This is a genomic window from Polaromonas sp. JS666, from assembly GCF_900103405.1.
Classification (GTDB): Bacteria; Pseudomonadota; Gammaproteobacteria; order Burkholderiales; family Burkholderiaceae_C; genus Polaromonas.
On sequence record NZ_FNHX01000009.1, the window covers coordinates 55,441 to 74,658 of the forward strand.

A 19,218-nucleotide genomic window follows, 5' to 3' on the forward strand; every position below is an offset into this window, starting at 1 on the left:
TGACAGTAGCGCAGGGAGTGCTACTGCAGCACGGTCTGCCGCACCGCCTGCTCCCAGCGCGCCATCAGCTCGGCCGCCCGGTCCGCGCCCAGCGTGGGCAAAAACTTGCGCTCGGCGCGCCACATGCCCGAGAGTTCTTCGGTGCTGCGGTACACGCCGCTGGACAGCCCCGCCAGGTAGGCGGCGCCCAGCGCGGTGGTTTCGATCACGGCCGGGCGAATCACCGGGATGCCCAGCAGGTCGGCCTGGAACTGCATCAGCAGGTCGTTGACGCAGGCGCCGCCGTCCACGCGCAGCTCGGCCACGGGCGCGGCGCCGGCACCGACCGCGTCGCGGCTCATGGCTTGCAGCAGGGCCGCGCTCTGGTAGGCAATGCTTTCCAGCGCGGCGCGCGCAATGTGGGCGACGGTGGTGCCGCGCGTGAGCCCGGTGATGGTGCCGCGCGCATCGGGTTTCCAGTAGGGCGCGCCCAGGCCGGTGAAGGCCGGCACCATCATCACGCCGCCCGAGTCGGGCACGCTTTCGGCCAGCGCCTGCACTTCGGCGCTGCCCTTGATGGCATGCAGGCCGTCGCGCAGCCACTGCACCACGGCGCCGCCCACAAAGACGCTGCCCTCGATGGCGAACTGGGTTTGCGGGGTCGCTTGTGCTGCACTGGTGGTCAGCAGCCCGTTGTGCGAGGTCTGGAACTGCCCGCCCGTGTGCATCAGCATGAAGCAGCCTGTGCCGTAGGTGTTCTTCGCCATGCCGGCCTTGAAGCAGGCCTGGCCGAAGAGGGCGCTTTGCTGGTCGCCCGCGACGCCACCGATTGCAATCGGGTGGCCCAGCAGCTCGGGCCGGACTTCGCCGTAATGCGCGCTGGAGGGCAGCACCTGGGGCATCAGCGAGGCCGGGATGCCCAGCAGGTCCAGCAGTTCCGTGTCCCACTGGTTGTTGTGCACATTGAAGAGCATGGTGCGCGAGGCGTTGCTGACGTCGGTGGCATGCAGCGCGCCGCCGGTGAGCTGCCACATCAGCCAGCTGTCTATGGTGCCGAAGGCCAGTTCGCCGCGCTCGGCCTGCGCGCGCGCGCCGGGCACGTTGTCGAGCAGCCACTTGAGCTTGGTGCCTGAAAAATAGGCATCAACCAGCAAGCCGGTTTTGGACTGGATCAGTTTTTCTTTGCCCTGCTCGCGCAGTTCGGCGCAGGTGGCTTCGGCGCGCCTGTCCTGCCAGACGATGGCGTGGTGCACCGGCTGGCCGGTCTTGCGGTTCCAGAGGGCGGTGGTTTCGCGCTGGTTGGTGATGCCCAGCGCGCGTATGTCGCCGGCCTTGATGTTGGCCTTGGCCAGCACCTCGCGCGCCGTGGCCAGCTGGGTGCGCCAGATTTCATTCAAGTCGTGCTCGACCCAGCCGGGCCGGGGGTAGATCTGCGGCAGTTCCTGCTGCGCCAGGGCCACGATGTGGCCGTGTTCGTCAAACACGATGCTGCGGGAACTCGAGGTTCCCTGGTCAAGGGCGAGGAGGTAGGTCATGCGCTGGAGTGTATGAAAACTGCCCGGTCCGGGCGGGGCTCAGGGATGGGCCACTTCGCAGCTGACGTCCGCTTCCTCCAGCAGGGCCGGGAAGGGCTCAGGCGGCGGCATGTCGGTGAACAGCCGGTCTATCTGCGAAAGCCTGGCCAGCTCGACCATGGCCGGGCGGTTGAATTTGCTGCTGTCGGCGGCCAGCCAGACCTCGCGGGCGTGCTCGATGATGGTCTGCGCGACCTTGACCTCGCGGTAGTCGAAGTCGCGCAACGAGCCGTCGGGCTCTATGCCCGAAATGCCGATCACGGCGATGTCGACGCGGAACTGGCGCATGAAATCCACCGCCGCCTCGCCCACGATGCCGCGGTCGCGCGCGCGCACCACGCCGCCGGCCACGATGACCTCGCAGTCGGTGTTGCCGCACAGGATGGCCGCCACATTGAGGTTGTTGGTGATGACGCGCAGCCCCTTGTGGTTCAGCAATGCCTTGGCGACGGCTTCGGTGGTGGTGCCGATGTTCAGGATCAGCGAGCAGTCGTTGGGGATGCGCCTGGCAACGGCCTCGGCGATGCGCGCCTTGCCTTCGGCGTTCAGGCTTTCGCGCTGGCGGTGCGCGATGTTTTCAATGGTGGAGGTGGGCACCCGCACGCCGCCGTGAAAGCGCGTCAGCAAGCCGGCTTCGGACAGGCGCTGCACGTCCCGCCTGACGGTCTGCAGGGTGACGTTGAGCTTGTCGGCAAGCTGCTCGACGGAGGCCGAGCCGTGGGCACGGACCACGTCAAGAAGCTTGATTTGCCTGGGATTGGAGTTCACGCGGGGCCAAGTCTGGGGAGTCTGGGGGAAATCGGGGAATTAAAAGGACCTAAGAATGACAGCTGTATGAGCGTGAAGAAACTTTATATCGAAACAAAAGGAAACAGATAAGGGAAAACAATTAGATAAAACAATCACAAAGGAAGAAAAATAGAAAAAAACCGAACTTATCAAGTTCTGTCTACACATCCTCGGGAGACGCTTTCTTGTTGACTGTTTCAAATTTCTTGCCTGCCCTGGCCCCGGCCGGGGTGTGCGGCGGCCTGTTCCAGCCCCTGCGGGGCGGGGGAGCGGCGTGATGCAGCTGTCGCTCGACCAGATCAGCAAAAAAGTCGGCGCCGAGCAATGGCTGTACGACATGAGCCTGGCGCCGCGCAGCGGCGAAGTCACGGTGTTGCTGGGTGCCACGCAGGCCGGCAAGACCAGCCTGATGCGCATCATGGCCGGCCTGGACGTCCCCACGCACGGCAAGGTCCTGGTCAACCAGGCCGACGTGACCGGCATGCCGGTGCGCGAGCGCAACGTCGCCATGGTCTACCAGCAGTTCATCAACTACCCCTCGCTGCGCGTGGCCGACAACATCGCCTCGCCGCTCAAGCTGCGCGGCGAAAAAGACATAGAGCGCAAGGTGCGCGGCCTGGCCGAGCGCCTGCACATCGACATGTTCCTGGACCGCTACCCGGCCGAACTCTCGGGCGGGCAGCAGCAGCGCGTGGCCCTGGCGCGCGCGCTGGCCAAGGGCGCGCCGCTGATGCTGCTGGACGAGCCGCTGGTCAACCTTGACTACAAGCTGCGCGAGGAATTGCGCGAGGAACTGACCCAGCTCTTCGCCGCGGGAGACTCCACGGTCATTTATGCCACCACCGAGCCCGGCGAAGCCCTGCTGCTGGGCGGTTATACCGCCGTGATGGACGGCGGTGAGCTGCTGCAGTACGGCCCTACTGCCGAGGTCTTCCACGCGCCGCAGTCGCTGCGTGTGGCGCGGGCCTTCAGCGACCCGCCCATGAACCTGGTCGCGGCGCTGCCCGCCGCCCAGGGCCTGCAGCTGGCCGGCGGCCCGGCCCTGGCGTTGAAACTGCCGGACGCGCCGGCGCAACGCATGGCCTCTTTCACGGCAGGGGTTCGCGGCAGCGCCCTGCGTGTCACGGCGCGCGAAGGCGACGTGGCGCTGCCCGGCAAGGTCGAGCTGGCCGAGATATCCGGCTCAGACACCTTTGTCCACGTGGCGACGGCCGTGGGCGAGCTGGTGGCGCAGCTCACGGGCGTGCACTACTTCGACCTGGGCGCGCCCGTCACCCTGTACCTCGACCCGGCGCAGGTTTATGTTTTTGATGCCGAAGGCGCGTTGCTTTTGGCTCCACGGAGGTCTCATGGCGCGCATTGACCTGGACCTGGCCCATGCCTACCGGCCCAACCCGCGCGAGGACAGCGACTACGCGCTGCTGCCGCTGACCATGAGCTTTCGCGACGGCGGCGCCTATGCGCTGCTGGGCCCCTCGGGCTGCGGCAAAACGACCATGCTCAACATCATGTCCGGCCTGCTGGTGCCTTCGCAGGGCAGCGTCAAGTTCGACGGCGTGGACGTGACGCGCGCGACGCCGCAGCAGCGCAACATCGCGCAGGTTTTCCAGTTCCCGGTGATCTACGACACCATGACGGTCGCCGAGAACCTGGCCTTTCCGCTGCGCAACCGCAAGGTGCCCGAAGAGCAGATCAAAAAACGCGTGGGCGAGATCGCCGAGATGCTGGACATGAGCGGCCAGCTCAACCAGCGCGCGGCCGGGCTGGCGGCGGACGCCAAGCAGAAGATCTCGCTGGGCCGCGGCCTGGTGCGGCCCGACGTGTCGGCCGTGCTGTTCGACGAGCCGCTCACGGTGATTGACCCGCACCTCAAATGGCAGCTGCGGCGCAAGCTCAAGCAGATCCACCACGAGCTCAAGCTCACCCTGATCTACGTCACCCACGACCAGGTCGAGGCGCTGACCTTTGCCGAAGAGGTGGTGGTGATGACGCGCGGCCGCGCGGTGCAGACCGGTTCGGCCGACGCGCTGTTCGAGCGGCCCCGCCATACCTTTGTCGGCCACTTCATCGGCTCGCCCGGCATGAATTTCCTGCCGGCCACGGTGTCCGGCGGCGCGCTGCGCGTCGCGGACCGGCCGCTGGCGCTGCCGCCCGGGCGCACCGTGCCCGACGGCGAGCTCAAGCTCGGCGTGCGCCCCGAGTATGTGGTGAAGACCGCGCCCGGCGACCCGGCGGCGCTGCCCTTTACCGTCACGCTGGTGCAGGACATAGGCACGCACTGGATGCTGACGGCGCGCATTGGTGAGCACACCCTGAAAGCCCGCCTGAACCCCGCCTCCCGCGCGCCGCAGGTGGGCGAAGAGGTCTGGCTGCAGGTCATGGGCACGCACACCTGCCTGTACCTCAACGATGAACTGGTGGACGCATGAGCACGACAACAAAACCGGTCAATCAAAAAGCCTGGCTGCTGGTGCTGCCGGTGATCATCTGCGTGGCCTTTTCCGCCATCCTGCCGCTGATGACGGTGGTCAACTATTCGGTGCAGGACATCATCTCGCCCGAACGGCGCGTGTTTGTCGGCACCGAGTGGTTTGCGTCCGTCATGCGTGACGAGGATTTGCATGCGGCGCTGTGGCGGCAGCTGACCTTCTCGCTGGCGGTGCTGGCGGTGGAAATCCCGCTGGGCATCGCGCTGGCGCTGTCCATGCCGGCGCAGGGCTGGAAGGCCTCGCTGGTGCTGGTGCTGGTCGCGCTGTCGCTGCTGATCCCCTGGAATGTGGTCGGCACCATCTGGCAGATTTACGGTCGGGCCGACATAGGCCTCTTGGGCGCGATGCTGCAGAAGGTGGGTTTTGACTACAGCTACACCGGCAATGCCACGCACGCCTGGGTGACGGTGCTGCTGATGGACGTCTGGCACTGGACGCCGCTGGTGGCCCTGCTGGGTTACGCCGGGCTGCGCTCGATTCCGGACGCCTACTACCAGGCCGCGCGCATAGACGGCGCGAGCAAGTTCGCGGTGTTCCGCTACATCCAGCTACCGAAAATGCGCGGCGTGCTGATGATCGCCGTGCTGCTGCGCTTCATGGACAGCTTCATGATCTACACCGAGCCCTTTGTGCTCACGGGCGGCGGGCCGGGCAATGCCACGACCTTCCTGTCGCAATACCTCACGCAAAAAGCCGTCGGCCAGTTCGACCTGGGCCCGGCGGCGGCTTTCTCGCTGATTTACTTTTTGATCATCCTGCTGCTGTGCTTCATCCTCTACAACTGGATGCAGCGCGTGGGCACGCAGGAGAAGGAGGGCGTGGAATGAACACACCGAAATTCCAGGCGCGCACGCTGTTCCTCATCGCCTACATCCTGTTCGCGCTGCTGCCCATCTACTGGATGGTCAACATGAGCTTCAAGACCAACAGCGAGATCCTGTCGAGCTTCTCCTTCTTTCCCCAGCAATTCACCTGGGACAACTACAAGACCATCTTCACCGACCCGTCCTGGTATTCGGGCTACATCAACAGCCTGATCTACGTCGCCATCAACACGGTGATCTCCATCACCGTGGCCTTGCCGGCCGCCTATGCGTTCTCGCGCTACAGCTTCCTGGGCGACAAGCATGTGTTTTTCTGGCTGCTGACCAACCGCATGACCCCGCCCGCGGTGTTTTTGCTGCCCTTCTTCCAGCTCTACACCACGGTGGGCCTGATGGACACCCACATCGCGGTGGCGCTGGCCCACCTGCTGTTCAACGTGCCGCTGGCGGTGTGGATCCTGGAAGGTTTCATGAGTGGCATTCCGCGCGAGATCGACGAGACCGCCTACATCGACGGCTATTCCTTCCCGCGCTTTTTCACGCGCATCTTCCTGCCGTTGATCAAGGCCGGCGTGGGCGTGGCGGCGTTTTTTTGCTTCATGTTCAGCTGGGTGGAACTGCTGCTGGCGCGCACGCTGACCAGCGTCAACGCCAAGCCCATCGTCGCGACCATGACGCGCACGGTGTCGGCCTCGGGCATGGACTGGGCCACGCTGGCCGCGGCCGGCGTGCTGACGATCGTGCCGGGCGCCATCGTGATCTGGTTTGTGCGCAATTACATCGCGAAGGGTTTCGCGATGGGCCGAGTCTAGAAGGAGATGACCCATGTTTGAGTGGATGGCCTGGACCACGCCGGTGGCGATTTTCTTCAGTTGCATCGTGTTGATGCTGGTGGGCATGACGGTGTGGGAGTTCAAGTCGCCGACGACGCTCAGGCGTGGCTTCCTGCCGCTGGAAACCACACGCGGCGACCGGCTGTTCATAGGCCTGCTCAGCGCGGCCTATGTGAACCTGATTTTTGTCGGCATCAGCGGCAAGCTGGCCGGCTGGCTGAAGCTGGAGGGGGATCCATCGATCTGGATCAGTTTTGTGTTGTCCATGGCCTTGCTCGCATGGATCATGCGCAAGGGCTAGGCAGGACGTGAAGAGAAGAGAAGTGCGTAGAAAGAGGAACCCGGCTCATATTCCCCGGAGCCGAACAAGCCTTCAACCACGGGGAGTGAACCAATGAGGAGACAAGTCATGAAGATGCGTTATACGGCACTGGCAGTGGCCGCGGTGTGTGCCATGGCCAGCCCCGGCTGGGCCGGCGAGGCCGAGGCGAAAAAATGGATCGACAGCGAATTCCAGCCTTCCACGCTGGCCAAGGACAAGCAGCAGGCGGAGATGAAATGGTTCATCGACGCGGCCAAAAAGCTGCAGGCCAAGGGCGTGAAGGAAATCTCGGTGGTGTCCGAGACCATCACCACCCACGAATACGAATCCAAGACGCTGGCCAAGGCCTTTGAGGAGATCACCGGCATCAAGGTCAAGCACGACCTGATCCAGGAAGGCGACGTGGTTGAAAAACTGCAGACTTCCATGCAGTCGGGCAAGTCGATTTACGACGGCTGGATCTCCGACTCCGACCTGATAGGCACCCACTACCGCTACGGCAAGATCCTGGCGCTGTCCGACTACATGGCCGGCGCAGGCAAGGAATACACCAACCCGGGCCTGGACCTCAAGGACTTCATAGGCACCAGCTTCACCACGGCGCCCGACGGCAAGCTCTACCAGCTGCCCGACCAGCAGTTTGCCAACCTTTACTGGTTCCGTGCCGACCTGTTCGCGCGCAAGGACCTGCAGGACAAGTTCAAGGCCAAATACGGCTATGACCTGGGCGTGCCGCTGAACTGGAGCGCCTACGAGGACATCGCCGAGTTCTTCACCAACGACGTGAAGACCATAGACGGCAAGCCCATCTATGGCCACATGGATTACGGCAAGAAGGATCCGTCTTTGGGCTGGCGTTTCACCGACGCCTGGTTGTCCATGGCCGGTACCGCCGACAAGGGCATCCCCAACGGCATGCCGGTGGACGAGTGGGGCATCCGGGTGGGGGACGACAAGTGCACGCCGGTGGGCGCCTCGGTGGCGCGCGGCGGCGCCACCAACTCGCCGGCCGCGGTTTACGCGCTGACCAAGTACGTGGACTGGATGAAGAAGTACGCGCCCAAGGAAGCCGGCGGCATGACTTTTGGCGAAGCCGGCCCGGTGCCGGCCCAGGGGCAGATCGCCCAGCAGATCTTCTGGTACACGGCCTTTACCGCCGACATGACCAAGAAGGGCCTGCCGGTCGTTAACGCCGACGGCACGCCGAAGTGGCGCATGGCGCCCGGCCCCAACGGCCCCTATTGGAAACAGGGCATGCAAAACGGCTATCAGGACGTGGGCTCCTGGACCTTCTTCAAGGACCATGATGCCAACAAGGTCGCCGCCGCCTGGCTGTATGCGCAGTTCATCACCTCCAAGACCGTTTCGGCCAAAAAATCGGTGGTGGGCCTGACCTTCATCCGCGACAGCGACATCCACCACGAGTACTTCACCAAGAATGCCGCCAAGTACGGCGGCCTGGTCGAGTTCTACCGCAGCCCGGCCCGCGTGGCCTGGACGCCGACCGGCAACAACGTGCCCGACTACCCCAAGCTGGCGCAGCTCTGGTGGAAGAACGTGGCGCAGGCCGTGACCGGCGAAAAAACGCCGCAAGGCGCGATGGACACACTGGCCGACGAGATGGACCAGGTGATGGGCCGCCTGGAGCGCGCCGGCATGGCCAAGTGCGCGCCCAAGCTCAACCCCAAGAGCGACCCGGCTAAATGGCTGAGCGACAAGGGTGCGCCATGGGCCAAGCTGGCCAATGAAAAGCCCAAGGGCGAGACCATCAACTACGACAAGCTGCTGCAGGCCTGGAAAGACGGCAAGGTGCGTTAAACCGCGGGGCCGTGCGGCGCCTTGCTGCCGCACGGCCCATTTTTTTGCGGATGAGGGCGGCGCTTGCCGCCACGGCGCTGGGGTAAGCTCGTCGCCACTTTTAAAAAAATGGGTTTGTATGGAACGGGAATCAAAGCCCATGTCGACTGAATTCGCACCTGCTGCCGCCACGCGGCGCCAGGACTTGATGGACAGCCTGGCCGCGCCTCGCCACTACGACATCGCCATCATCGGCGGCGGCGCCACCGGCCTGGGCGTGGCGCTGGACGCCGCGGCGCGCGGATTTTCCGTGGTGCTGGTGGAGTCGCACGACTTTGCCAAGGGCACCTCCTCACGCGCCACCAAGCTGGTGCACGGCGGCGTGCGCTACCTCGCGCAGGGCAATATTTCACTGGTGCGCGAGGCCTTGCTGGAGCGCACCACCTTGCTGGCCAACGCCCCGCACCTGGCGCAGCCGCTGCCTTTTGTCATGCCTTCCTACAAATTCTGGGAAGCGCCGTTCTACGGCATAGGGCTCAAGATGTATGACGCGCTGGCCGGCAAGGCCGGCCTGGGCGCGACCGAATTCCTCAATCGCCGGGAAACCCTGGCTTACCTGCCGACGGTGCAGCCGCGCGACCTCAAAGGCGGCGTCAAGTACTGGGACGGCCAGTTCGACGACGCGCGGCTGGCGCTGGCGCTGGCCCGCACGGCCGCAAGCCAGGGCGCGCTGCTGGTCAATTACTGCGAGGCCACCGGCCTGATCCATGAGGGCGGCAAGCTGGCCGGCCTGCATGCGCGTGACCAGGAAACCGGCCGCACGTTTGAGATCCGCGCGAGCTGCGTGGTGAACGCGGCCGGCGTCTGGGTGGACCAGCTGCGCCTGCTGGACGGCCAGGCCATAGGCCGCGACACCAAGCCCATGGTGGCGCCCAGCCAGGGCGTCCATATCGTGGTGGACCGCTCGTTCCTGCCCACTGACCATGCCCTGCTCGTGCCCAAGACGGCCGACGGCCGGGTGCTGTTTGCCGTGCCTTGGCTGGGCAAAACCATTTTGGGCACCACCGACACGCCGCGCCACGACCTGGCCCGCGAGCCGCTGCCTTTCCGGGAAGAGGTCGATTTCATCCTGCGCGAATCGGCCCGCTACCTGAGCCGGGCCCCGGGGCCGGCGGACATCAAGAGCATCTGGGTAGGCCTGCGGCCCCTGGTCAAGCCGCCGGACGACGATGCCGGCAGCACCCAGGCGCTGTCGCGCGAGCATACGGTGCTGGTCAGCAAAAGCGGCCTGGTCACGGTGACCGGCGGGAAATGGACCACTTACCGCGCCATGGCGGAAGACGTGCTGGACAAATGTTTTGGCGCGGCGCTGCTGCCCGCGCGGGCCGGCAGCACCACCGCGCACTTGAAGTTAGTTGGCGCTCACAACTCGGGCCATAAGATCAGCGAGGCCCCCGGCCCTCATCTATATGGCAGCGAGGCGGCTTCCCTGGACAGCCTACCGGGCGCCGGGCGCGAGCTGGGCGGCGGCCTGACTGAGGCCATGGTGCGTTTTGCCGCCCGCCACGAATATGCGCGCACGGTGGAAGACGTGCTGGCGCGGCGTTCGCGGCTGCTGTTCCTGGACGCCGCGCTGGCCCGTACCCTGGCGCCGGAGGTGGCGACCCTGCTGCAGCAGGAAAATGGGGTGGATCCGCAGCTGGACGCATTTTTGGCGCTCTGCGGCCAGTACCTGAGCCTGCCCAATTGAATGTGTCCTGAATCGCTCCGCTTTTTATAGCGGACTTTTCTTTCTAGCTCTGATGCTGGGCTAGATTTCATACCTGAAATTCAACCCCTTGGCGTGCCGGGTTCAGCCGCAGTTTTGCGATTTTTGGGTTGCCAGGCCCGTCTGCAAAAGCCCTGTTGGGATATTTTCACACCAGCCGGTTGACACTGCCAGGCGATTCAGTGATAATCGTGGGCTTCGCTCTAAAAAGGCGAGGAATTCTGCCTAACGGAAGCATCGCAAGTGGTTTGCGGTGTGGACGACAGGCCCAAGACTGATTGGCTGGCAATCCCAAGGGATTGCCTTCCGGTGCAAGTTGGGAACACATTTAAATGATTCAAACGCAATCCAAGCTCGATGTTGCTGACAACACGGGTGCCAAGTCCGTGATGTGCATCAAGGTTCTGGGCGGCTCCAAGCGCCGGTACGCCAGCGTTGGTGACGTCATCAAGGTGAGCATCAAAGAAGCCGCTCCGCGTGGCCGCGTCAAAAAAGGCGAGGTTTACAGCGCTGTGGTCGTTCGCACCGCCAAGGGCATCCGCCGCGGTGACGGCTCCCTCGTCAAATTCGATGGCAACGCAGCCGTGTTGCTTAACGCCAAGCTGGAGCCTATCGGCACCCGCATCTTCGGACCAGTGACGCGCGAACTGCGCACTGAAAAGTTCATGAAGATCGTGTCCTTGGCTCCTGAAGTTCTGTAAGGACGCGCCATGAACAAGATTCGTAAGGGCGACGAGATCATCGTGATCGCCGGTCGCGACAAAGGCAAGCGCGGCAAGATTTCGCTGCGCAAAGACGACAGCCACGTCGTGGTTGAGGGCATTAACCTGGTGAAGAAACACACCAAGCCCAACCCCCTCAAGGGCACCACCGGCGGCATCGTCGAAAAAAGCATGCCGATTCACCAGTCGAACGTGGCAATCTTCAATGCCGCAACCGGCAAGGCGGATCGCGTTGGCATCAAGCTCCTGGCTGACGGCAAGAAAGTGCGCGTCTTCAAGTCCAGCGGCGAAGAAATCAAGGTTGCATAACATGGCAAAGACCGCACCCGCACCAGCTGCTTTGCAGGCCCGCCTGCAAACCCAGTACCGCGAAAAAATCGCCCCCAGCCTGGTTGAAAAATTCGGCTACACCTCGCCCATGCAGGTTCCCCGCATCACCAAGATCACGCTCAACATGGGTGTGAGCGAGGCTGTTGCCGACAAGAAGGTCATGGACAACGCCGTCGGCGACATGACCAAGATCGCCGGCCAGAAGCCCGTCGTGACCAAGGCCAAGAAGGCTATCGCCGGTTTCAAGATCCGCGAAGACCTGCCCATCGGCTGCATGGTGACCCTGCGCGGCGTGAAGATGTATGAGTTCCTCGATCGTTTCGTCACCGTGGCCCTGCCCCGCGTGCGCGACTTCCGCGGTATTTCCGGCCGGGCCTTCGATGGCCGCGGAAACTACAACATCGGCGTGAAAGAGCAGATCATTTTCCCTGAGATCGAGTACGACAAGGTTGACGCCCTGCGCGGTCTCAATATCAGCATCACCACCACGGCAAAGACCGATGAAGAGTGCAAGGCGCTCCTCACCGCTTTCCGTTTTCCGTTCAAGAACTGAGGCGGGACATGGCAAAACAAGCTTTACTGCAACGTGAACTGAAGCGCGAGAAACTCGCCGCCAAGTTCGCCAAAAAATACGCTGAACTCAAGGCTGCGTCCAACGACGCCAAGCGCTCCGATGAAGAGCGCGCCCTGGCCCGCCTTGAGCTGCAAAAGTTGCCCCGCAACGCCAACCCGACTCGCCAGCGCAACCGCTGCGAGATCACGGGTCGCCCACGCGGTACGTTCCGTCAATTCGGCCTGGCTCGCGCCAAGATTCGCGAGTTGGCTTTTGCTGGTGATATCCCTGGTATCACCAAGGCAAGCTGGTAAGCATAGGAGAACCACAAAATGAGCATGAGTGATCCTATCGCCGACATGTTGACCCGCATCCGCAATGCACAAATGGTTGAAAAAGCCGTTGTGCTGGTGCCGTCGTCGAAAGTCAAAGTTGCCATCGCGCAGGTGCTGAAGGATGAGGGCTACATCGATGGCTTCTCCGTCAAGACCGACGAAGGCAAGTCCCAGCTGGAAATCGCCCTGAAGTATTACGCAGGCCGCCCCGTGATTGAGCGCATCGAGCGCGTCAGCCGCCCCGGTCTTCGCGTCTACAAAGGCCATGGCGCCATCCCCCAGGTCATGAACGGCCTTGGTGTGGCAATTGTCACGACCCCGAAAGGCGTCATGACCGATCGTAAAGCCCGCGCTACCGGTATCGGTGGTGAAGTGCTTTGCTACGTGGCCTAACGGCGGCATTGAGGAGAAACTGAAATGTCTCGTGTAGGAAAAATGCCGGTCTCCGTCCCTCAGGGCGTGGACGTGGCCATGAAAGACGACCAGATCAACGTCAAGGGCGCCCTCGGCACCCTGGCGCTGGCCCAGAACGCGCTTGTCACCATCAAGAACGATGCCGGCAAGCTGACCTTTGCGCCGGCCAACGATTCGCGTGAAGCCAATGCCATGAGCGGCACGATGCGTCAGCTCGTGAACAACATGGTGACGGGCGTGACCAAGGGCTTCGAGAAGAAGCTCAGCCTGATCGGCGTGGGTTACAAGGCCCAGGCCCAGGGCGCCAAGCTGAACCTGACGGTGGGTTACTCCCATCCGGTGGTGATGGACATGCCGGCCGGTATCAAGGTCGAAACGCCCACCCCGACCGAAGTCGTGATCAAGGGTTCCGATCGCCAGCGTGTGGGACAGATCGCCGCCGAAGTGCGCGCCGTCCGTCCTCCCGAGCCTTACAAGGGCAAGGGCATCCGTTATGCGGATGAGAAAATCACGATCAAAGAAACCAAGAAGAAATAAGGAGCTGCATCATGTTGACCAAAAAAGAGCAGCGCCTTCGTCGTTCACGCCAGACCCGCATCCGCATTGCCACGCAAGGCGTTGCCCGTCTGACCGTCAACCGCACCAATCTGCACATCTACGCCAGCGTTATCTCTGGCGACGGCACCAAGGTTCTGGCTGCCGCTTCCACCGCGGAAGTCGAAGTGCGCAAGGAAATCGGCGCCTCGGGTAAAGGCGGAAACGTTGCTGCCGCGCAAGCCATTGGCAAGCGTATTGCCGAGAAGGCAAAAGCAGCAGGTGTAGAAAAAGTGGCGTTTGATCGCGCCGGTTTTGCGTACCACGGCCGCGTCAAAGCGCTGGCTGATGCGGCTCGCGAAGCTGGTTTGCAGTTCTAAGCAGACTGGAATTAAGTATGGCTAAGTTTCAAGCAAAATCGAACAACGACGCTCCAGACGATGGTCTGAAGGAAAAAATGATCGCGGTCAACCGCGTGACCAAAGTCGTGAAGGGCGGCCGTATCCTCGGTTTCGCCGCGCTCACGGTGGTTGGTGACGGTGACGGCCGCGTCGGCATGGGCAAGGGCAAGTCGAAAGAAGTGCCAGCAGCCGTGCAAAAGGCCATGGAAGAAGCGCGCCGCAACATGACCAAGGTCTCGTTGAAGAACGGCACCCTTCACCACAATGTGTTCGGCCACCACGGTGCGGCCAGCGTCATGATGGCGCCGGCTCCCAAGGGTACCGGCATCATTGCCGGCGGCCCGATGCGCGCTGTTTTCGAAGTCATGGGCATTACCGACATCGTGGCCAAGAGCCATGGTTCGAGCAATCCCTACAACATGGTGCGCGCCACCATGGATGCACTGAACAACTCCACGACCGCCTCGGAAATCGCGGCCAAGCGTGGCAAGTCTGTCGAAGAAATCTTCGGTTAAGGCGGCATTGAAATGACCAAAGAAACCAAACTCAAAGTCCAGCTGGTTCGCAGCCCGATTGGCACCAAGGAATCGCATCGCGCCACCGTGCGCGGTCTGGGCCTGCGTGGCGTCAACAGCGTCAGCGAACTGCAGGACACGCCCGCAGTGCGCGGCATGATCAACAAGATCAGCTATCTGGTCAAGATTGTCTGAGCGGAGACTCATCATGGAATTGAACGGAATCAAGCCTGGCCAAGGCGCCAAACATGCCAAGCGCCGTGTCGGCCGCGGCATCGGCTCCGGCCTGGGCAAAACGTCGGGTCGCGGCCACAAGGGCCAGAAGTCCCGTGCGGGCGGCTACCACAAGGTGGGCTTCGAGGGCGGTCAAATGCCCATGCAGCGTCGCTTGCCCAAGCGCGGCTTCAAGTCGCACCTGCTGAAGTTCAACGCAGAGGTCACCCTCGGCGCGCTGGAGCAGCTCGGCCTGGCCGAAGTGGATCTGCTGGCACTGAAGACGGCCGGCCTGGTGGGCCAGCTGGCCAAGAACGTCAAGGTCATCAAGACCGGCGAACTGACCAAGGCTGTGAAGCTGAACGGCATTTCCGCCACGGCGGCTGCCAAGGCCGTGATTGAAGCCGCCGGCGGCTCCATCGCTTAAATACCTGACTGGATAAATCAGTGGCAACCAACTCGGCTCAAATTGCGAAAACCGGCAAGTACGGTGATCTGCGCAACAGGCTTGTGTTTTTGCTGCTGGCCCTGGTGGTGTACCGCATTGGCGCGCACATCCCGGTGCCGGGGATCGATCCTGGCCAGCTGAAAGAGCTTTTCAAGGGCCAGCAAGGCGGCATATTGAACCTGTTCAATATGTTCTCGGGTGGTGCCCTGTCGCGATTCACCGTGTTTGCCCTGGGCATCATGCCCTACATCTCCGCCTCGATCATCATGCAACTGATGACTTACGTCGTTCCGACGTTCGAGCAGATGAAAAAAGAGGGTGAAAGCGGCCGCCGCAAGATTACCCAGTACACGCGCTACGGCACGTTGGCCCTGGCCTTGTTCCAGTCCATGGGCATTGCCGTGGCGCTGGAAAGCTCGCCGGGCCTGGTCCTGGTGCCTGGTTTCGGTTTCCGCATGACGGCGGTTTTCAGCCTGACGGCCGGCACCATGTTCCTGATGTGGCTGGGCGAGCAGATCACCGAGCGCGGCTTGGGCAACGGTATCTCGATCCTGATCTTCGCGGGTATCGCGGCTGGTTTGCCGAACGCGATGGGCGGCTTGCTGGAGCTGGTGCGCACCGGTGCCATGAGCATTGTCGTGGCGATCGTGATCGTCGCGGTCGTTGTGCTGGTGACCTACTTCGTGGTGTTCGTGGAGCGCGGGCAGCGCAAGATTCTTGTGAATTACGCGCGGCGCCAGGTGGGTAACAAGGTCTATGGCGGCCAGTCGTCGCACTTGCCGCTGAAGCTGAACATGGCGGGCGTGATCCCTCCGATCTTCGCTTCGTCGATCATTCTGCTGCCGGCAACCGTGGTGGGCTGGTTCAGCGCCGGTGACAGCATGCGCTGGTTGAAAGACGTCGCCAGCACGCTGACCCCCGGCCAGCCGATCTATGTGATGCTGTATGCCAGCGCGATTGTGTTTTTCTGCTTCTTCTACACGGCCCTGGTGTTCAACAGCCGTGAAACGGCGGACAACCTGAAGAAGAGCGGCGCCTTCATTCCCGGCATCCGGCCTGGTGACCAGACGGCCCGCTACATTGACAAAATCCTGGTGCGCTTGACGCTGGCAGGTGCGGTGTACATCACATTCGTGTGTCTGCTGCCGGAGTTTTTGATTTTGAAATACAACGTGCCTTTCTATTTCGGCGGCACGTCGTTGATGATTATTGTCGTGGTGACCATGGATTTCATGGCCCAGGTGCAGAACTACATGATGTCGCAACAGTATGAGTCGTTGCTTAAAAAGGCGAACTTCAAGACGTCACTGGGCGGTTAACTGGGTATTTGATGGGATATGTCTAAAGACGATGTGATCCAGATGCAAGGTGAGGTTGTGGAAAACCTCCCCAATGCAACTTTCAGGGTGAAGCTTGAAAATGGACATGTGGTACTGGGGCACATCTCGGGAAAAATGCGTATGCACTACATCCGCATCCTTCCCGGTGACAAGGTGACGGTTGAATTGACGCCTTACGATTTATCGCGGGCACGCATTGTTTTCCGTGCCAAGTAGGCACAGAGTGAAAGTTTAGGAGTAATAGAAATGAGAGTTTCAGCTTCGGTCAAGAAGATTTGCCGCAACTGCAAGGTTATCCGTCGCAAGGGCGTTGTCCGTGTGATCTGCACGGACCCGCGCCACAAACAGCGTCAAGGCTGATTTCAAGAGTTTTAGAGGACGAACATGGCTCGTATCGCTGGTATCAATATTCCGCCGCAGCAGCACGCCGAAATCGGCTTGACTGCTATCTTTGGCATCGGTCGCACGCGCGCTCGCAAGATTTGCGAAGCATGCGACATCGCCTACGCCAAGAAGGTCAAAGACCTGACCGACGGCGACCTGGAAAAAATCCGTGAGCAGATCGCCCTGTTCACCATCGAAGGTGACTTGCGTCGTGAAACCACGATGAACATCAAGCGCCTGATGGACATCGGCTGCTACCGCGGCTTCCGCCACCGTCGTGGCCTGCCCATGCGCGGCCAGCGCACCCGGACCAACGCCCGCACCCGCAAGGGTCCGCGCAAGGCCGCTGCAGCTTTGAAGAAATAATTGAGAGGTCGTCATGGCAAAATCACCAAGCAATAACGCCGCACAGCGCGTTCGCAAGAAAGTTCGCAAGAACGTGGCCGATGGCATCGCCCACGTGCACGCTTCTTTCAACAACACGATCATCACCATCACGGATCGCCAGGGCAACGCCTTGTCCTGGGCTTCCTCCGGTGGCCAGGGCTTCAAGGGCTCGCGCAAATCCACGCCTTTCGCAGCGCAGGTCGCTTCGGAAGTCGCAGGCCGCGCCGCCATTGAGCAGGGCATCAAGAACCTTGACGTCGAAATCAAGGGTCCTGGTCCCGGCCGTGAATCGTCTGTTCGCGCATTGGGCGCACTCGGCATCCGGATCAATTCCATTGCCGACGTGACCCCGGTTCCGCACAACGGCTGCCGCCCGCAAAAGCGCCGCCGCATTTAATCCCCCGTGCCTGGCTGTCCGGCGGGCGTTTTAGCCCGTCAGACACCAGGCATTTTTACCAAGCCCACCGCCGGCAGGTCACGACCTCCGGCTCCTGCATGTAAATGCAGCAGATGAAAAAAGGACACTCAAGTGGCACGTTACCTCGGCCCCAAGGCCAAACTATCCCGCCGTGAAGGCACCGACCTGTTCCTGAAGAGCGCCCGCCGCGCCATCAGCGACAAGGCCAAATTCGACTCCAAGCCGGGCCAGCACGGCCGTACCTCCGGTACCCGTACTTCCGACTTCGGCCTGCAGCTGCGCGAAAAGCAAAAGGTCAAGCGCATGTACGGCGTGCTCGAAAAGCAATTCCGCCGCTACTTCGAAGAAGCCGATCGCCGCAAGGGCAACACCGGCGCCAACCTGTTGTTCATCCTGGAATGCCGCCTGGACAACGTGGTGTACCGCATGGGCTTCGGCTCGACCCGCGCTGAAGCACGCCAGTTGGTGTCACACAAGGCCATCACGGTCAACGGCGGCACGGTCAACATCCCTTCGTACATGGTCAAGACCGGCGACGTCATCGCCGTGCGCGAAAAGTCGAAGAAGCAGACCCGCATCACCGAAGCCCTCGAGCTCGCAAAACAGGTCGGCCTGCCCGCCTGGGTCGATGTGAACGCCGACAAGGGCGAAGGCACCTTCAAGAAGGTTCCTGACCGCGATGAGTTCGCCGCCGACATCAACGAATCGTTGATCGTCGAGTTGTACTCACGCTAATTTTCGTTCCTGCGGCACGGGGCACCGTGCCGCCAGGGTGTGCTTCGCCGGCCTTATCGGTGTAACGAACCGAGGGTATTGAGAGGAAGACTGCATGCAGACCAATTTGTTGAAACCAAAAACCATCAATGTTGAGCAGCTTGGCGCCAACCGCGCCAAGGTGACTCTGGAGCCCTTCGAGCGCGGCTACGGCCACACGCTGGGTAACGCACTGCGCCGCGTACTGTTGTCGTCCATGGTCGGCCACGCCGCCACTGAAGTCACCATCGCGGGTGTCCTGCACGAGTACTCGTCCATCGACGGTGTGCAAGAAGACGTCGTCAACATCCTGTTGAACCTCAAGGGTGTGGTGTTCAAGCTCCACAACCGCGACGAAGTCACGTTGAGCCTGCGCAAGGACGGCGAAGGCCCCGTCACCGCCGCCGACATCCAGACGCCGCACGACGTGGAAATCATCAACCCTGAGCACGTCATCGTGAACCTGTCGCACGGCGGCAAGATCGACATGCAGATCAAGGTTGAAAACGGCCGCGGCTATGTGCCCGGCAACCAGCGCCGCTACGGCGACGAGTCGCCGAAATCCATCGGCCGCATCGTGCTGGACGCCTCGTTCTCGCCCGTCAAGCGCGTGAGCTACACCGTCGAAAGCGCCCGCGTTGAGCAGCGCACCGACCTCGACAAGCTCGTGCTGGAAATCGAAACCAACGGCGCCGTGACCGCGGAAGACGCCGTCCGTGCCTCGGCCAAGATCCTGGTTGAGCAGCTCGCGGTGTTCGCGCAGCTCGAAGGCAATGAACTGGCCGCGTTCGACGCACCCGTTCAGCGCAGCTCGCAGCAGTTCGACCCCATCCTGCTGCGCCCCGTCGACGAGCTCGAACTCACCGTGCGCTCGGCCAACTGCCTCAAGGCCGAAAACATTTACTACATTGGCGACCTGATCCAGCGCACTGAAAACGAGCTGCTCAAGACCCCCAATCTGGGACGTAAATCCCTCAATGAAATCAAGGAAGTGCTGGCCTCCCGCGGCCTCACCCTCGGAATGCGCCTGGAAAGCTGGCCTCCCGCCGGCCTCGACAAGCGTTAATTTAATTAGTTGTTGAACCCACAAGACCCG

General features: G+C 62.1%; 26 protein-coding genes. 24 read left to right on the forward strand and 2 right to left on the reverse strand.

Features of this window, described 5'->3' with window-relative positions; translation table 11 throughout:
* Nucleotides 1-20: 20 nt before the first annotated feature.
* Together glpK and BLQ85_RS19035 are read right to left on the reverse strand one after the other, a co-directional pair.
* Entirely contained in the window at nt 21-1,514 is a 1,494-nt protein-coding gene (glpK, locus tag BLQ85_RS19030) for a glycerol kinase GlpK (RefSeq protein ID WP_074579294.1), read from the reverse strand.
* Between the two features lie 39 nt (nt 1,515-1,553).
* Entirely contained in the window at nt 1,554-2,321 is a 768-nt protein-coding gene (locus BLQ85_RS19035) for a DeoR/GlpR family DNA-binding transcription regulator (protein WP_007869218.1), read from the reverse strand.
* Nucleotides 2,322-2,619: 298 nt separating this feature from the next.
* Here BLQ85_RS19035 and BLQ85_RS19040 point away from each other — a divergent pair, with 298 nt between their 5' ends.
* From BLQ85_RS19040 to rpoA, 24 genes are all read left to right on the forward strand, one after another.
* A complete protein-coding gene (locus tag BLQ85_RS19040; RefSeq protein ID WP_074579296.1) occupies nt 2,620-3,705 on the forward strand; it encodes an ABC transporter ATP-binding protein in 1,086 nt (361 codons plus the stop codon).
* Entirely contained in the window at nt 3,692-4,771 is a 1,080-nt protein-coding gene (locus BLQ85_RS19045; RefSeq protein WP_074579299.1) for an ABC transporter ATP-binding protein, read from the forward strand. Before BLQ85_RS19040 ends, BLQ85_RS19045 begins: the two co-directional genes overlap by 14 nt.
* A complete protein-coding gene (locus BLQ85_RS19050; RefSeq protein ID WP_074579300.1) occupies nt 4,768-5,658 on the forward strand; it encodes a carbohydrate ABC transporter permease in 891 nt (296 codons plus the stop codon). Before BLQ85_RS19045 ends, BLQ85_RS19050 begins: the two co-directional genes overlap by 4 nt.
* Nucleotides 5,655-6,467 carry a carbohydrate ABC transporter permease gene (locus BLQ85_RS19055; protein ID WP_074579302.1) on the forward strand — a complete coding sequence of 271 codons (813 nt, stop codon included), beginning with the start codon at nt 5,655-5,657 and terminating at the stop codon, nt 6,465-6,467. Before BLQ85_RS19050 ends, BLQ85_RS19055 begins: the two co-directional genes overlap by 4 nt.
* Nucleotides 6,468-6,480: 13 nt before the next feature.
* Nucleotides 6,481-6,789, forward strand: a complete 309-nt coding sequence (locus BLQ85_RS19060) for a DUF2160 domain-containing protein (RefSeq protein ID WP_074579304.1) — start codon at nt 6,481-6,483, stop codon at nt 6,787-6,789.
* Nucleotides 6,790-6,897: 108 nt separating this feature from the next.
* Nucleotides 6,898-8,628, forward strand: a complete 1,731-nt coding sequence (locus BLQ85_RS19065) for an ABC transporter substrate-binding protein (protein ID WP_074579307.1) — start codon at nt 6,898-6,900, stop codon at nt 8,626-8,628.
* A gap of 139 nt (nt 8,629-8,767) precedes the next feature.
* Nucleotides 8,768-10,357 carry a glycerol-3-phosphate dehydrogenase/oxidase gene (locus tag BLQ85_RS19070; protein WP_074579477.1) on the forward strand — a complete coding sequence of 530 codons (1,590 nt, stop codon included), beginning with the start codon at nt 8,768-8,770 and terminating at the stop codon, nt 10,355-10,357.
* Nucleotides 10,358-10,707: 350 nt separating this feature from the next.
* Nucleotides 10,708-11,076: a 50S ribosomal protein L14 gene (gene rplN / locus BLQ85_RS19075; protein ID WP_007869247.1), complete on the forward strand. Its 369-nt coding sequence runs from the start codon at nt 10,708-10,710 to the stop codon at nt 11,074-11,076.
* 9 nt (nt 11,077-11,085) lie between these two features.
* Nucleotides 11,086-11,406: a 50S ribosomal protein L24 gene (gene rplX, locus BLQ85_RS19080; RefSeq protein WP_007869250.1), complete on the forward strand. Its 321-nt coding sequence runs from the start codon at nt 11,086-11,088 to the stop codon at nt 11,404-11,406.
* A 1-nt stretch (nt 11,407) separates the two neighbouring features.
* Nucleotides 11,408-11,980 carry a 50S ribosomal protein L5 gene (gene rplE, locus BLQ85_RS19085; RefSeq protein WP_074579309.1) on the forward strand — a complete coding sequence of 191 codons (573 nt, stop codon included), beginning with the start codon at nt 11,408-11,410 and terminating at the stop codon, nt 11,978-11,980.
* 8 nt (nt 11,981-11,988) lie between these two features.
* On the forward strand, nt 11,989-12,294 hold the full coding sequence (rpsN, locus tag BLQ85_RS19090) for a 30S ribosomal protein S14 (RefSeq protein WP_007869264.1): 306 nt from the start codon (nt 11,989-11,991) through the stop codon (nt 12,292-12,294).
* A gap of 18 nt (nt 12,295-12,312) precedes the next feature.
* Entirely contained in the window at nt 12,313-12,708 is a 396-nt protein-coding gene (gene rpsH, locus BLQ85_RS19095) for a 30S ribosomal protein S8 (protein ID WP_007869267.1), read from the forward strand.
* A 24-nt stretch (nt 12,709-12,732) separates the two neighbouring features.
* Nucleotides 12,733-13,266: a 50S ribosomal protein L6 gene (rplF, locus tag BLQ85_RS19100; RefSeq protein ID WP_007869269.1), complete on the forward strand. Its 534-nt coding sequence runs from the start codon at nt 12,733-12,735 to the stop codon at nt 13,264-13,266.
* Between the two features lie 11 nt (nt 13,267-13,277).
* On the forward strand, nt 13,278-13,643 hold the full coding sequence (rplR, locus tag BLQ85_RS19105; RefSeq protein WP_007869273.1) for a 50S ribosomal protein L18: 366 nt from the start codon (nt 13,278-13,280) through the stop codon (nt 13,641-13,643).
* A gap of 17 nt (nt 13,644-13,660) precedes the next feature.
* On the forward strand, nt 13,661-14,179 hold the full coding sequence (gene rpsE, locus BLQ85_RS19110) for a 30S ribosomal protein S5 (RefSeq protein ID WP_036838811.1): 519 nt from the start codon (nt 13,661-13,663) through the stop codon (nt 14,177-14,179).
* A gap of 12 nt (nt 14,180-14,191) precedes the next feature.
* Nucleotides 14,192-14,374 carry a 50S ribosomal protein L30 gene (gene rpmD, locus BLQ85_RS19115; protein WP_007869277.1) on the forward strand — a complete coding sequence of 61 codons (183 nt, stop codon included), beginning with the start codon at nt 14,192-14,194 and terminating at the stop codon, nt 14,372-14,374.
* 13 nt (nt 14,375-14,387) lie between these two features.
* Complete coding sequence (gene rplO / locus BLQ85_RS19120; RefSeq protein WP_007869279.1) at nt 14,388-14,819, forward strand: 50S ribosomal protein L15; 432 nt, start codon at nt 14,388-14,390, stop codon at nt 14,817-14,819.
* A gap of 20 nt (nt 14,820-14,839) precedes the next feature.
* On the forward strand, nt 14,840-16,159 hold the full coding sequence (gene secY / locus BLQ85_RS19125) for a preprotein translocase subunit SecY (protein ID WP_074579312.1): 1,320 nt from the start codon (nt 14,840-14,842) through the stop codon (nt 16,157-16,159).
* Between the two features lie 18 nt (nt 16,160-16,177).
* Nucleotides 16,178-16,396 carry a translation initiation factor IF-1 gene (gene infA / locus BLQ85_RS19130; protein ID WP_007869286.1) on the forward strand — a complete coding sequence of 73 codons (219 nt, stop codon included), beginning with the start codon at nt 16,178-16,180 and terminating at the stop codon, nt 16,394-16,396.
* A 30-nt stretch (nt 16,397-16,426) separates the two neighbouring features.
* Nucleotides 16,427-16,540: a 50S ribosomal protein L36 gene (gene rpmJ / locus BLQ85_RS19135; protein WP_028820150.1), complete on the forward strand. Its 114-nt coding sequence runs from the start codon at nt 16,427-16,429 to the stop codon at nt 16,538-16,540.
* A 24-nt stretch (nt 16,541-16,564) separates the two neighbouring features.
* On the forward strand, nt 16,565-16,930 hold the full coding sequence (rpsM, locus tag BLQ85_RS19140; RefSeq protein ID WP_074579313.1) for a 30S ribosomal protein S13: 366 nt from the start codon (nt 16,565-16,567) through the stop codon (nt 16,928-16,930).
* A 13-nt stretch (nt 16,931-16,943) separates the two neighbouring features.
* The gene (gene rpsK, locus BLQ85_RS19145) at nt 16,944-17,348 is read left to right on the forward strand and encodes a 30S ribosomal protein S11 (protein WP_007869288.1); all 405 of its coding nucleotides are present in this window, start codon (nt 16,944-16,946) and stop codon (nt 17,346-17,348) included.
* A gap of 132 nt (nt 17,349-17,480) precedes the next feature.
* Nucleotides 17,481-18,104 carry a 30S ribosomal protein S4 gene (rpsD, locus tag BLQ85_RS19150; protein ID WP_007869291.1) on the forward strand — a complete coding sequence of 208 codons (624 nt, stop codon included), beginning with the start codon at nt 17,481-17,483 and terminating at the stop codon, nt 18,102-18,104.
* A 94-nt stretch (nt 18,105-18,198) separates the two neighbouring features.
* Nucleotides 18,199-19,188, forward strand: a complete 990-nt coding sequence (gene rpoA / locus BLQ85_RS19155) for a DNA-directed RNA polymerase subunit alpha (RefSeq protein ID WP_007869294.1) — start codon at nt 18,199-18,201, stop codon at nt 19,186-19,188.
* Nucleotides 19,189-19,218: the final 30 nt, after the last annotated feature.

Coding starts and splice junctions, on each gene's coding strand:
- glpK (WP_074579294.1), bottom strand. CDS start 1,514: ATGACCTACCTCCTCGCCCTTGACCAGGGAACCTCGAGTTCCCGCAGC.
- BLQ85_RS19040 (WP_074579296.1), top strand. CDS start 2,620: ATGCAGCTGTCGCTCGACCAGATCAGCAAAAAAGTCGGCGCCGAGCAA.
- BLQ85_RS19045 (WP_074579299.1), top strand. CDS start 3,692: ATGGCGCGCATTGACCTGGACCTGGCCCATGCCTACCGGCCCAACCCG.
- BLQ85_RS19050 (WP_074579300.1), top strand. CDS start 4,768: ATGAGCACGACAACAAAACCGGTCAATCAAAAAGCCTGGCTGCTGGTG.
- BLQ85_RS19055 (WP_074579302.1), top strand. CDS start 5,655: ATGAACACACCGAAATTCCAGGCGCGCACGCTGTTCCTCATCGCCTAC.
- BLQ85_RS19060 (WP_074579304.1), top strand. CDS start 6,481: ATGTTTGAGTGGATGGCCTGGACCACGCCGGTGGCGATTTTCTTCAGT.
- BLQ85_RS19065 (WP_074579307.1), top strand. CDS start 6,898: ATGAAGATGCGTTATACGGCACTGGCAGTGGCCGCGGTGTGTGCCATG.
- BLQ85_RS19070 (WP_074579477.1), top strand. CDS start 8,768: ATGTCGACTGAATTCGCACCTGCTGCCGCCACGCGGCGCCAGGACTTG.
- rplN (WP_007869247.1), top strand. CDS start 10,708: ATGATTCAAACGCAATCCAAGCTCGATGTTGCTGACAACACGGGTGCC.
- rplX (WP_007869250.1), top strand. CDS start 11,086: ATGAACAAGATTCGTAAGGGCGACGAGATCATCGTGATCGCCGGTCGC.
- rplE (WP_074579309.1), top strand. CDS start 11,408: ATGGCAAAGACCGCACCCGCACCAGCTGCTTTGCAGGCCCGCCTGCAA.
- rpsN (WP_007869264.1), top strand. CDS start 11,989: ATGGCAAAACAAGCTTTACTGCAACGTGAACTGAAGCGCGAGAAACTC.
- rpsH (WP_007869267.1), top strand. CDS start 12,313: ATGAGCATGAGTGATCCTATCGCCGACATGTTGACCCGCATCCGCAAT.
- rplF (WP_007869269.1), top strand. CDS start 12,733: ATGTCTCGTGTAGGAAAAATGCCGGTCTCCGTCCCTCAGGGCGTGGAC.
- rplR (WP_007869273.1), top strand. CDS start 13,278: ATGTTGACCAAAAAAGAGCAGCGCCTTCGTCGTTCACGCCAGACCCGC.
- rpsE (WP_036838811.1), top strand. CDS start 13,661: ATGGCTAAGTTTCAAGCAAAATCGAACAACGACGCTCCAGACGATGGT.
- rpmD (WP_007869277.1), top strand. CDS start 14,192: ATGACCAAAGAAACCAAACTCAAAGTCCAGCTGGTTCGCAGCCCGATT.
- rplO (WP_007869279.1), top strand. CDS start 14,388: ATGGAATTGAACGGAATCAAGCCTGGCCAAGGCGCCAAACATGCCAAG.
- infA (WP_007869286.1), top strand. CDS start 16,178: ATGTCTAAAGACGATGTGATCCAGATGCAAGGTGAGGTTGTGGAAAAC.
- rpmJ (WP_028820150.1), top strand. CDS start 16,427: ATGAGAGTTTCAGCTTCGGTCAAGAAGATTTGCCGCAACTGCAAGGTT.
- rpsM (WP_074579313.1), top strand. CDS start 16,565: ATGGCTCGTATCGCTGGTATCAATATTCCGCCGCAGCAGCACGCCGAA.
- rpsK (WP_007869288.1), top strand. CDS start 16,944: ATGGCAAAATCACCAAGCAATAACGCCGCACAGCGCGTTCGCAAGAAA.
- rpoA (WP_007869294.1), top strand. CDS start 18,199: ATGCAGACCAATTTGTTGAAACCAAAAACCATCAATGTTGAGCAGCTT.